Consider the following 12,418-nt stretch of genomic DNA (forward strand, 5'->3'; position numbering starts at 1 on the left):
TCTAGCATCGCCGACAGGCCGGTTGCTGTCGCCGCGCCAAACGTGCTGAGCAAATAGTCGGTGTACAAATCGAGTTCTTTGTTCTTCATGGCGACAGGTTATCGTATGCACTGCGTAACATCAGTTATTGAATAGGTGTATGGGCACGCAAATGGGTGCTAGCCACGAATGGATGAAGGAGGCAGTGCCTCAGTGCAAGGGGGATGAAAGCAATCCTTGGCACTGCCGGTGGTTGTTAGCTATTACGGGCAGCTAACGCTACCGCAGCTTTTGATGCTGCTGTTTTGCCCAGGTGGGTGTTGATGAAACGGCCTGCAGCAGCCAGTTTCTCCAGGTCTACCCCTGTTTCAATGCCCATGCCATTCAAGAGGTACACCACATCTTCTGTTGCTACGTTGCCACTGGCGCCTTTGGCATAGGGGCAACCACCCAGCCCGGCGGCTGAGCTGTCGATGGTGGCGATGCCCAGTTCCAATACGGCGTAAAGGTTGGCCAGCGCCTGGCCCCAGGTATCGTGGAAATGGGCGGCGAGCTGCTTGATGGGGACCTCACCCGCTACGGCAGTGATCATGGCGCGGGCTTTGGCCGGTGTGCCTGTGCCAATGGTGTCGCCCAACGAGACCTCATAACACCCCATGTCATACAGCGCCTTGGCGACGCGTACTACATCGGCCAGTGACACGTCTCCTTGATAGGGGCAGCCCAACACGCAGGAAACATAGCCACGCACGGCAATGCCATCCTGCTTTGCAGCAGCCATGACTGGGGTGAAACGCGCCAGACTTTCCTCAATGCTGCAGTTGATATTCTTTTGCGAGAAAGCCTCTGATGCTGCGGCAAAGACGGCGATTTCGTCGACACCCGTGGCTTTTGCTGCCTCGTAGCCCTGCATATTGGGCACTAGTGCCGGATAACGGATACCAGGGCGGCGCTTCAAGCCCCGCATGACCTCACTATGGTCAGCCATCTGCGGCACCCACTTGGGTGAAACGAAGGCTGTAGCTTCAATGACGCTAAGACCTGCATCAGCCAACTGGTCGATAAACGCCAGCTTGGTTTCGGTCGGCACAGATGCCTTTTCATTCTGTAAACCATCGCGGGGGCCGACTTCGACGATCTTGACGCGTTGAGGGAAGGCCATATGGTTTTCCGCCTTTGAACAGAATGAATTGCGATCTGTGATCAAGTCTCATGCGTTGCGTTTAACCTTGCGGGCAGCCGCTCGTGACAGATCGTGAACAGGTTCTTAGAACCTGTTCAAAGTCTGCTGCGCGTCAGCAATACGGTGTTGAAAACGCCCTCGGAATGCTCATTTACCCCATGTAAACTCCGCTTCCTCAGTTGTTTTCGCCTTGTCTTGCTTTAGCTCGCGAGACTTTGAACAGGTTCTTGAGATGAGGCTTTGAAAGTTGGCCCAGCGTACAAGCCCTTGAACTGGGCTCGAGTTTAATGGTGTTGTTTATGTTAACGTAAGTGGTGGGCGCTAAAAAAGCCGACTTATGTCGGCTTTGGGCATCACCAAGGTACGTCTACAGTACCGGCTTCCACGGGTTTGACCGCAGGTGGCGGGGCGGATATCGGTGCCGCAGTCGAGCCTTGACTGGCCTCGCCAAGCTCACCACCGAGTGCTTCGATAACAGCATTGATAAGACAACGCCCTTCCTGCACCAGCAGGGTGAGGCTTGTATCAAACATCGCAGTCGCATCTTCGACATCGGCCTCCTTAAGTTTGTCTTCCAATAAGTCGAGGAAAGCGAGACGTTTGATTTGCAGCTTCTCGTTCAAGAGGAAGGACAGGCGGTCATCCCAGCTCAGCGCTAGCTGCGTCACCATTTTGCCGCTCTTCAAATGCAGTTTGACCTCTTCTGAGCCCAGGTCGTGACGACGACAGGTTACTTGGGCACCGCCGTCACCCGGGGCTTTCAAGGTGCAGTCTGCATCCAGGGTGAAGTTGGCGGGCGCATCGTGTTCGAGCCAGGTACTCATAGCAGTCACGGGGTCGAGCTGGGTTTGTACAAGCTTGATTGGCAAGCTGCCCAAGGTTTCACGCAACAGTTGGGTCAGTAGCTCGGCTTTGGAAGAGGATGCGGTATCAACCCAGATCCAGCCTGCTTCGAAGTCGATGATGGCACGCAATACGTGGGATCGGCTGAAGGCACGTGGCATCAGTTCCTCCGCAACACGCTCACGGATTTCCTTGGCTTCTTTCTTGCCAATCTTGCGTAGTTCCTTGTCTTCGAGGTCAGCGATGCGCTCCTCAGCCAACTCTTTCACCACACTGGCTGGTAGTAGCTTCTCTTCGGTTTTCAGCGCAATCAGCATCGCACCGGAATTGGCGTAGGCGAAGATATCGGGCGTATGGCTGGTTGGTGGAATCCAACCGGCGGCCATTCTTTCATTGCTTGCTGCCGGCACGTAGGCACGTTTCTGCAGTTCAGCATCCAGTTGGCCAGGGTTGATCTTGCTCAAATCCGTAATGCGATAAAGCTGTAGATTCTTGAACCACATAGGGCGACTTCCTGCGAAAGACTTGGTCGCGAATTGTAGTGCATTCCGGCGAATTCTTTCGGTTGAACTCTCATTATGGTTATCGGTCATTTTGATAGGAATTCTCATTATGAGATAATTCCCATCCTCGAAGTGTTTCCCGCTGTTTCAGGAGTTTGCCCTCATGAAGTTTCGCCCCTTGTTGATGGTGGCTGCCATGGTTGCGGCCATGCCGGCCATGGCCGAAGAAGTCACCTTGTATTCGGCCCGGATCGAGTCGTTGATCAAGCCATTATTGGATGCATACACCAAGGAAACTGGTGTGCAGGTGAAATTCATCACCGACAAGGAAGGCCCTTTGATGGAGCGCCTGAAAGCTGAGGGAGCGAATACACCAGCCGATATTTTGCTGACGGTAGATGCTGGCAATCTGTGGCAGGCCCAGCAAGTGGGTCTGCTTAAGTCAGTGAAATCCGCCACGCTTGAAGCCAACGTACCGGCACATTTGCGCGACCCACAGGGCGAATGGTTTGGCTTATCCGTGCGTGCCCGCACCATGTTCTACAACACCGAACGGGTGAGGCCTGCGCAGTTGTCGACCTATGAGGACCTGGCTGACCCGAAGTGGAAGGGCAAGCTGTGCCTGCGTACGTCGAAGAAGGTCTATAACCAGTCCCTGGTTGGTACCATGATTGCCCGCCTGGGAGAGCCCAAGACCGAGCAGATCGTACGTGGCTGGGTGGCGAATCTCGCAACCGACCCATTTGCTGACGACACCATGATGTTGAAAGCGATTGCGGCTGGTCAATGTGATGTGGGTATCGCCAATACCTACTATTTCGGCCGGTTGATTGACAAGGAGCCCAAGCTGCCGTTGGCCGTGTTCTGGCCAAATCAGAAAACCAATGGCGTGCACGTGAATATCTCGGGTGCTGGCGTGACCCGTCATGCCAAGAACGAGAAGGGTGCGGTCAAGCTGCTCGAATGGCTGTCTAGCGAGAAAGCCCAGAACCTCTACGCCGATGTCAACATGGAATACCCCGTCAACCCCAAGGTGAAGCCTGATCCAAAGGTTGCTGCTTGGGGGGATTTCAAGCACGACTATATCAACGTGGCCAAGGCTGGTGAGCTGCAGACTACGGCTGTCAAGTTGATGGATCGCGCTGGGTATCGCTGATTTGCGTAGTCTGCGTCACTTATAGCGTCTTCCTACCTAGAACCTGTTCAAAGTCTGCTTCATAGCAAGAATGAAAGCAGGTTCTCAGAACCTATTTACGATCTATCACGAGCAGCGGTCAGCGAGGTGCAGAGCAGCACAGAAACCGGAATGTACATGGGTACATGAGGTTTTCGAGCAGCGCATAAGCCTTGATCACGGCTGCGCAGCAAGATCGTAAACAGGTTCTAAGCTTCAGTTGCCACCTCGTTGTCGGCAGCGCGATCCGATTTTGTTACCTCAACGGCCGCTAAGCGGCCGTTGGTTTTGTTGCCATGAGTTATGAGCGCTCAATTAGAGACTACTTCCACCCCGTATCTGCCTGCGCTTATCGGTTTGCGTCGCCGTTGGGACGAGCATGTACTGGCGTGGTTGATTGCCGCGATCACTTTGGTGCCATTGGCGGTGGTATTGGCCAGCCTGTTGCAGCCGCAAGCAGATATATGGGGGCATTTAGCCGAGTTTGTTCTACCCAAGCTCTTGGTGAATACCATTTGGCTGGTGCTGGGTGTTGCGTTAGGTACCTTGCTATTGGGTGTGTCGTTGGCGTGGCTGACAGCCATTTATGATTTCCCTGGCCGTAAGCACTTTACCTGGGCGCTGGCATTACCTTTGGCGATGCCGGCTTATGTGCTGGCCTTTGTACAGATCGGCCTATACGACTTTACGGGACCTTTGCAGACGGTAATTCGCGAACTGGGGTTCAGTTCGCATTGGGTGCCACCCATACGGTCGCGCGGCGGTGTGATTTTGACGCTGACTTTGGCTTTGTACCCATATGTCTATCTGCTGGCACGTAATGCATTTCAAACACAGGGGCGGCGGGCCTTGGAAGCGGCAGCTTCGTTGGGTTTCAGCCGTCGGCAGGGTTTCTGGCGAGTTGCGTTGCCGATGGCGCGGCCGTGGTTGGTGGGTGGGGTGACCTTGGCGTTGATGGAGTGTCTGGCTGATTTTGGTACCGTGGCTACTTTCAATTACGACACATTCACAACCGCCATCTATAAGGCCTGGTTCAGTCTGTTCAACCTGACAGCCGCTTCGCAGCTTGCGTCTTTGCTAGTGCTGGTGGTCCTGGTCTTAGCGTTGGTTGAGCAGCATGTGCGTGGTGACAAGCGCTACACCGCTGCTGGCAGGTTGGCACAGGCAAGGCCGGAACCCTTGGCAGGCTGGCGTGGCTTACTCGCATCATCAGCTTGCTTGGCGGTACTTGCGCTGGCTTTTTTGATCCCCTTTGCGCAACTACTTTGGTGGGTGAAGTCGGTAGCGGTTGATCAGTTGGACTGGCGTTATTTAGGTTTTATCGGTCGTTCGCTCATGCTTTCTGCGGGTGCTGCTTTAGTGGTTGTCGTACTCGCATTGGGTTTGACTTACGCAGTACGGCGGCGCAATGGCCTAGCCAGCCGTTTGGTGGCGCGTTTGGCAACGATAGGTTACGCGGTACCGGGTACGGTATTGGCGGTGGGCGTATTTATTCCAATTGCTTGGTTGGATAACCGCTTGATTGAATTGGTGCATGCTTTAGGTTGGGGTGAGCCCACCCAGTTGATCAAAGGCACGCTGGCGGTGATGTTGCTGGCGTATATCGCCCGCTTTCTGGCAGTTGCTTTTGAACCGACCCAGTCGGCCATGCAACGTATTACGGCAAGCCAGGAGGAAGTGGCTGCTTCGATGGGCTTGAGTCGGCACGCGGTACTGCGGCGCATACACTTGCCGATGTTGCGTGGTGGGTTGTTTACCGCTGCGCTGATGGTGTTTGTCGATGTGATGAAGGAAATGCCGATTACGCTGATGACCCGACCGTTCGGGTGGGATACCTTGTCGGTACGAGTGTTTGAGATGACTAGCGAAGGGCAATGGGAGATGGCTGCCTTGCCTGCGGTAGCAATTATTCTGGCCGGACTGATACCTGTTGTTGTGTTGGCGTTGCATATGGAGAAACAAGCGTGAGTGAAACCCAGCTTAGTCTGGACCAGGTTGAGGTAGCCTATGGCGAGAAGGTCGTATTACGTCATTTGTCTTTTACCTTGGCTGCAGGTGAGATTGGTTGCTTGCTTGGGCCGTCGGGCTGTGGAAAGACCACAGCGCTGCGGGCAATTGCTGGGTTCGAAGCGATACGTGCGGGTCGTATCCGCCTGAATGAGGATGTGATAGCAAGTCCTCATCGCCAGTGGCCGCCTCAACAACGCGGCATCGGCATGGTATTTCAGGACTATGCTCTATTTCCTCATCTGACAGTGGCGGGCAATGTCGGTTTTGGTTTGGAAGGACTGGACCGGTTTACTCGGCGTGCCAAGGTGATGGAGCTGTTGGAGGTCGTGGGGTTGACTGGTCATGCCGACGATTACACGCATGCGCTTTCCGGTGGCCAGCAGCAGCGGGTTGCATTGGCCCGCGCCTTGGCACCTTCACCCCGGTTGTTGTTGCTCGATGAGCCGTTCTCCAACCTGGATGTGGAATTGCGTGAGCGTTTGTCACACGAGGTGCGCGATATCCTTAAGGCCCGAGGTATGACGGCTTTGTTGGTGACGCATGACCAGCATGAGGCATTTGCGTTGGCTGACCGGATAGGTGTGATGGAAGGTGGGCAGCTGCGTCAGTGGGATAGCGCCTATGCGCTTTACCATGAGCCGGCCGATCGCTTCGTAGCGGATTTTGTTGGCGAGGGTGCTTTCTTGCCCGCCACTGTAACGGTACCGGGCGAGTTGGAATTCGAACTGGGTCGGCATATTTGCCGCGCAACGTTGGATAGCACGCCTGGGCAAGTGCTACAGGTCTTGTTGCGTCCGGACGATGTACTGCATGACGATGACAGTTCCCTGAAGGCGAGGGTGGTTAAGAAAGCGTTCCGGGGGGCGCAATTCCTTTACACGTTGGCGCTGCCTTCTGGCTCGACTGTGTTGAGCCTTGTGCCTAGTCACCACGATCATGCGATTGGCGAATCGATAGGTATCCGCTTGGAGATCGACCATCTGATTGCATTCCATTGAGTTTGAACCGCAGGGGAGAAATATAAAAGCCACCAGATGGTAGCTTTTAATATTTTGCTGTCGCTTATTCAACAGCAGATTCATCACATTGTGAGCGATGCTTTCAGTCGTCTTTGCTGCCGAGTTGCGACTGCAGGTAATTCTGGTAACCGATTTGTTCAATCAGGCCCAGATTGGTTTCCAGCCAGTCGATGTGTTCTTCCTCGCTGGCGAGAATGTCCTTGAAGAGGTCGCGGGTAACGTAGTCCTGCACCTTTTCGCAGTAGGCGATGCCTTCCTTCAAAGGAGCTACTGCTTCCAGTTCGAGCTTGAGGTCACACTGCAGGGCTTCTTTTACATCCTCGCCGATATAGATCCGACCGAGTTCCTGCAAATTGGGCAGGCCTTCCAGGAACAAGATACGTTCTATCAGCTTGTCCGCATGTTTCATCTCGTCGATGGATTCGTGGTACTCGTGCTCGTTGAGTTCTTTGAATCCCCAGTTTTTGAACATCCTGGCATGCAGGAAATACTGATTGATGGCCGTCAGCTCGTTCTTCAGCACTGCATTCATATATGCAATGACTTTTTTGTCGCCCTTCATGATGGCCTCCTGTCAAATTACAAGCGCAAAAAGCGGCGCAGCCGCTCTACACCTCTAAGCTTAGGCAAGCTGAGGTAAAGCGGCAAGCAGGAATTACGGAAGGGGGCGATCAGGCTGGCATGAGTACGATACAGTGTCCTCGGCTGGCATTCATTTGTTCACTTTTTGTTTCCAACATCAATGCGCGAGCATCGGGCGCGCATTTGCCACAGCAACCTGCAACGCCAAGTTCCATACGTAAATCACGCATGGTGTCGCAACCGTTTTCCACAGCACGACGAATCTGCTTGTCGGTTACTGCGTTACAAATGCAAACGTACATGTTGGCTCTGATGATGAGAATACGTTCTGAATGATATGAATTCTCATTATTTTCCGCAAGAAGAATTTGATAACAACTTGACCAACAAAGAAAAACACCCGCCGAAGCGGGTGCAAATTATGCAAATTGGCTAGTTTCAGCCAGCTCGTAAAATGGCGTTGGGACTGGATTCCAACCAACGCTTGATCCGATTGGCATCGCCGATACGTGTCTGCCGGCCGGCGGAATCGAGCAGTACGATGACTACCGGGGTGTCATTGATAACCGCCTGCATAACCAAGCATTTGCCTGCCTCGGATATGTAGCCGGTTTTTGAAACCCCAATCTGCCACGTGCTGTTCTTTACCAGGGGGTTGGTATTGTTGAAGTGATATTCCCGGCCGTTAACCGAAGAAATGAAGCTGTATTCTTCACTGGTCGAATAACCACGAATCTCCGGATAGTGATTTGCAGCTTGCACCAAACGTATCAGATCTTCTGCAGTTGAGACATTGGCACTGTTGAGTCCCGTTGGGTCTGAAAAGCGGGAGTTTTGCATACCGAGAGATTGGGCCGTGCGGTTCATCCGTGCGACAAACGCCGCAGTACCACCGGGTGATGTTCGTGCCAATGCATGGGCTGCGCGATTCTCAGAAGACATCAGCGCCAGATGCATGATTTCACCGCGCGTCAGCGTAGTACCAACCAATAGGCGCGAGCTCGAGTTTTTCAGCGTATCGACATCCGCATCGGTAATGGTGATGGTTTCATGCAAGGGCAGCTGCATATCCAACGTGACTATCGCAGTCATCAATTTGGTGATTGAAGCGATAGGCGCGATGCTGCGTGCATTTTTTTCAAAAATACGTTCGCCGGATGTGGCATTCACTACGAGGGCTGCACTGGAAAAAAGAGACAGCTCATCGAGCGTGGAGGGTAATGTAGAAACACGAGTAAAGCGCACTTTGCTGGCACGTTGCTGCGCCATGACAAGTCTTGCAACTTTAGCTCTCTTGTTTTGTTTCAGGGCAGGTTTGCCGCGTTTCGACAAGGTTGCCGTTTGCTTATTGGCAGAACGCGTTGCGGACTTCTTTGATTTGCCCTGGCTGTGGTCAGCTTTTTTGGTAGATCGGGCAGCCTCGGCTTGCAGCGGCAAAACAACTAGGCTGAAGACGAGGAAAGCACTGAAAAGGGCGGATAAACAGGACAACATGCTGCGTCTCTGATCAGTGACGGAGGATATAAAAATAATACAACGGCAATGTACAAATTTCCATAAAAAACATGGGGGTAACAAAAAGCTTTTTATTTCCAATTTTAAAGAATGCCCATTTTTTAAGTACTTAGGTTGCCAATTAGGATAAACATTATGAAATGCTTTTATTAAAAAGTTGGCTTTCTGTGTGATGCAAAGCTGGTGAACTGGGCTTGTGCATGGATGCGCGGCGTGTCTAAAATGCCCTCGCGGTCCAAATTGTTGCGACGCAGCATACCCTCTTCCGACTCTGCAGTGAACCATAGATGGAGGCAGCATTGAGCCAATCCAGCACCGAAACCACCCATTTCGATGAATTCATGCAATCCCTAACGGAAACCAACCGTAAGCTTTTTGAAAGCTTTGTATCCGGTATGCAGCCGGCTGTGAATGGTGATTCTTCGGCAACTTTGGATCAATTCATGCAGGGGCTGATGGGCAATACCCAGCATCTGTTGGGTATGCAAAGCAACTACTACCAGCAGCAGATGAATTTGTGGACTGGACTATTAGGCGCGCAAGACAAGCCTGCTGCCCAACCCACGAAAGCAGATCGCCGTTTTGCAGCGCCCGAATGGGCCCAGTATCCGTTGTTCGATTACATCAAGCAGCACTACCTGTTAAGTGCCAAATGGTTGAATGAACTGGTCGATGGCGTACCGATGGATGAACCGACCCGGGAAAAGGTTGGCTTTTATACCCAGCATTTTATCGATGCGATGTCTCCGGCTAACTTTGCGCTGACCAACCCGGAAGTGATCAAGCTGGCACTAGACAGCAAGGGCGAGAGTTTGGCTGAAGGGATGCGGAAGTTATCAGAGGACATGGCCAAAGGTCATATTTCCCTGACTGACGAGTCCAAGTTTGTTGTCGGTGGGAATCTTGCTATCACCCCTGGCAAAGTGGTGTTCCAAAGTGAGCTATTTCAGCTGATTCAATACACGCCGACTACCGAAAAAGTCTATGAGCGTCCGCTGCTGTTTGTTCCGCCAGCCGTCAACAAGTACTACCTCATGGATTTGCAGCCAGAGAATTCCATGGTGCGGCATTTCGTGGCGCAGGGTTACACCGTGTTTATGGTCTCCTGGCGCAGCATTACCCCGGAACTTGGCAAGCTGACTTGGGATGATTACGTTGAGAGCGGCGTGATCAGAGCCACCGAGGTGGTGCGTGAGATCAGTAAGCAGGACAAGATCAATGTGCTGGGTTTCTGCATTGGTGGCGTGATCTTGGCAACCGCCTTGGCGGTGATGAAGGCGCGAGAGCTCGATTGGTTCGAGAGCGTGACCTTCATGACTTCTTTGATTGATCACACTGAACCGGGTGAACTTAAGCAATTTGTTGACGAGAATTTGGTGCGTTCGCGCGAAGCCAAGATACAGGAAGGTGGCGTGATCAGCGGAAAGGAGTTGGCTCGCGCTTTCTCCATGCTGCGTGCCAATGACTTGATTTGGAACTATGTCGTTAACAACTATCTGAAGGGCAAGACTCCCCCGCCGTTTGATCTGCTCTACTGGAACAATGACTCGGCCAATCTGCCCCTGCCGATGCATACCTTTTTCCTGCGCAATATGTACTTGGAAAACAACCTCGCCAAGCCAGGGGCAATGCAGGTTTGCGGCATCCCGGTGGATGTCAGCGATTATGACTGGCCAATCTATATCTTTGCCGCACGAGAAGATCACATCGTGCCGTGGCAGTCTGCCTATCGAGGTACACAGCTGCTGGGAAGCAAACAATTACGATTTGTGCTCGGTGCGTCTGGTCATATCGCGGGTTCGATCAATCCAGTTGGTCCGGGTAAGCGCAACTATTGGGTTAACAATGCTTTCCCGGCGGATACCGATAAATGGCTGGCTGATGCAGAAAGCCGGCCCGGCAGCTGGTGGCAGGATTGGGATGAATGGCTGATACCCAAGTCAGGTAAGTTTATTCCCGCGCCTAAGAAGCATGGCAATGCCAAATACAAGGTGCTTGAAGCCGCACCGGGTACCTATGTGCAAGCCAAAGCGGGTACGGAATAGACCATTGATTTTGCTATGCCGGTTTTCTTGGAGTCCGCCTGTCCCGTTGAGGTGAGTGGGTTAAAGCGAATCGCCCCGGCGCAACTAATATTTAATTTGTAGCCTAAGAGCCTGTTTACGATCTATCGCGAGCAACTGTCAGCAGGGCGCAGAGCAGCATAAAAGCCTTGATCACGGCTGCGCAGTCAGATCGTAAGCTGGTTTTGAGTGTGATCTTCACCACCTTTGCAGGAGTAGATACCCATGTCTGAAGTCGTCATTGTCGCTGCACAGCGCACCGCTATTGGTTCTTTTGGCGGTACTCTGGCCAAAACCGCAGCCCCGGAACTTGGGGCGACTGTCATCAAGGCCTTGCTGGAAAAGACAGGGGTTGCGCCTGATCAAGTCAGTGAAGTTATCCTTGGCAATGTCTTGCAGGCAGGTTTGGGGCAGAATCCAGCCCGCCAAGCCCTGATCAAGGCAGGTATCCCAGTCTCTGTGCCAGCAATGACGATCAATCAGGTATGTGGTTCGGGTCTGAAGGCGACGCACCTGGCAGTACAGTCGATTCTGGCTGGTGATGCGGATATCGTTATCGCCGGTGGCCAGGAAAATATGTCTCAAGCCCCACACCTTTTGATGAACAGTCGTGACGGTATCCGCATGGGTAATGGCACGTTGGTGGACAGCATGGTGGCCGATGGGTTGACCGATGTGTACAACAACTACCACATGGGTGTGACCGCAGAGAACATCGCCGTCAAATATGGTATTAGCCGGCAGGAGCAGGATGAGCTGGCGCTGGCATCACAAAACAAGGCAGAAGCTGCTCAAAAGGCTGGTAAGTTTACCGCTGAGATCGTGCCAGTATTGATTCCGCAGAAGAAAGGTGACCCGATAGCCTTTGCCGAGGATGAGTACATTAAGGCCGGAAGCACAATGGAGGCACTGCAAAAGCTACGCGCCGCCTTTAACAAGGAGGGTACGGTAACGGCTGGGAATGCTTCTGGTTTGAATGACGGTGCCGCGGCAGTGATGCTGATGAGTGCCGAGAAGGCGAAGGCGCTGGGTCTGAAGCCGTTGGCCCGTATTGCCGGGTATGCCTCCAGCGGCGTGGAGCCCAGCATTATGGGTATGGGCCCTGTGCCTGCCACGCAGCGGGCATTGGCGCGTGCTGGTTGGACCTTGGACCAGGTGGATCTGATAGAAGCTAACGAAGCCTTTGCAGCCCAGGCCCTGGGCGTGGCACGTGAATTGAAATGGGATTGGAACAAGGTGAATGTGAATGGCGGCGCCATCGCGTTGGGTCACCCTATTGGTGCATCGGGCGCGCGCGTACTGGTGACCTTGTTGCATGAGATGGCACGGCGCGATGCAAAGAAGGGGTTGGCGACCTTGTGCATTGGGGGAGGCATGGGTGTAGCGCTTTGCGTTGAACGAGTCTAAAGAAGCTGTTCAAAGTCTCGCGAGACAAGGCGAGAATAGCCGAGGAAGCGGAGTTTACTAATTTGTAAATGAACATTCGAGGGTGTTTTCAACGCCGTATTGCTGACGTGCGGAAGGCTTTGAATAGGTTCTCAACCTCA

10 protein-coding genes are annotated in these 12,418 nt (G+C 53.1%); 5 read left to right on the forward strand and 5 right to left on the reverse strand.

Annotated features, from left to right (window positions below; translation table 11 throughout):
• Positions 1-235 precede the first annotated feature (235 nt).
• Both ACUHMQ_RS13745 and ACUHMQ_RS13750 read right to left on the reverse strand, forming a co-directional pair.
• Entirely contained in the window at positions 236-1,141 is a 906-nt protein-coding gene (locus tag ACUHMQ_RS13745) for a hydroxymethylglutaryl-CoA lyase (RefSeq protein WP_445296030.1), read from the reverse strand.
• Between the two features lie 374 nt (positions 1,142-1,515).
• Positions 1,516-2,508: a recombination-associated protein RdgC gene (locus ACUHMQ_RS13750; protein WP_445296031.1), complete on the reverse strand. Its 993-nt coding sequence runs from the start codon at positions 2,506-2,508 to the stop codon at positions 1,516-1,518.
• Positions 2,509-2,671: 163 nt separating this feature from the next.
• On the opposite strand from ACUHMQ_RS13750, the gene ACUHMQ_RS13755 reads away from it, so the two are divergent.
• The 3 genes from ACUHMQ_RS13755 to ACUHMQ_RS13765 all read left to right on the forward strand — a co-directional run bounded on the left by ACUHMQ_RS13755 (position 2,672) and on the right by ACUHMQ_RS13765 (position 6,690).
• Positions 2,672-3,664 (forward strand): Fe(3+) ABC transporter substrate-binding protein, encoded by a 993-nt coding sequence (locus ACUHMQ_RS13755; RefSeq protein WP_445296032.1) that lies wholly within the window; start codon positions 2,672-2,674, stop codon positions 3,662-3,664.
• Positions 3,665-3,985: 321 nt separating this feature from the next.
• Positions 3,986-5,650 carry an ABC transporter permease gene (locus ACUHMQ_RS13760; protein ID WP_445296033.1) on the forward strand — a complete coding sequence of 555 codons (1,665 nt, stop codon included), beginning with the start codon at positions 3,986-3,988 and terminating at the stop codon, positions 5,648-5,650.
• Positions 5,647-6,690 carry an ABC transporter ATP-binding protein gene (locus tag ACUHMQ_RS13765; RefSeq protein ID WP_445296034.1) on the forward strand — a complete coding sequence of 348 codons (1,044 nt, stop codon included), beginning with the start codon at positions 5,647-5,649 and terminating at the stop codon, positions 6,688-6,690. Before ACUHMQ_RS13760 ends, ACUHMQ_RS13765 begins: the two co-directional genes overlap by 4 nt.
• A 103-nt stretch (positions 6,691-6,793) precedes the next feature.
• Here the strand turns inward: ACUHMQ_RS13765 and bfr are convergent, their stop codons facing one another.
• The 3 genes from bfr to ACUHMQ_RS13780 form a co-directional block, all read right to left on the reverse strand.
• Entirely contained in the window at positions 6,794-7,273 is a 480-nt protein-coding gene (gene bfr, locus ACUHMQ_RS13770) for a bacterioferritin (RefSeq protein WP_445296035.1), read from the reverse strand.
• Positions 7,274-7,382: 109 nt separating this feature from the next.
• Positions 7,383-7,595 (reverse strand): bacterioferritin-associated ferredoxin, encoded by a 213-nt coding sequence (locus tag ACUHMQ_RS13775; protein ID WP_445296036.1) that lies wholly within the window; start codon positions 7,593-7,595, stop codon positions 7,383-7,385.
• A 136-nt stretch (positions 7,596-7,731) separates the two neighbouring features.
• Positions 7,732-9,108 (reverse strand): D-alanyl-D-alanine carboxypeptidase family protein, encoded by a 1,377-nt coding sequence (locus ACUHMQ_RS13780; protein ID WP_445296037.1) that lies wholly within the window; start codon positions 9,106-9,108, stop codon positions 7,732-7,734.
• Between ACUHMQ_RS13780 and ACUHMQ_RS13785 the strand changes: the two genes are divergently transcribed.
• Positions 9,108-10,853, forward strand: coding sequence for a PHA/PHB synthase family protein (locus ACUHMQ_RS13785; protein WP_445296038.1), 1,746 nt, complete (start codon positions 9,108-9,110; stop codon positions 10,851-10,853). The genes ACUHMQ_RS13780 and ACUHMQ_RS13785 overlap by 1 nt on opposite strands.
• A gap of 243 nt (positions 10,854-11,096) precedes the next feature.
• Positions 11,097-12,278, forward strand: coding sequence for an acetyl-CoA C-acetyltransferase (locus ACUHMQ_RS13790; protein ID WP_445296039.1), 1,182 nt, complete (start codon positions 11,097-11,099; stop codon positions 12,276-12,278).
• The last annotated feature ends 140 nt before the right edge of the window (positions 12,279-12,418 follow it).

Source organism: Chitinimonas violaceus (genome assembly GCF_052601015.1).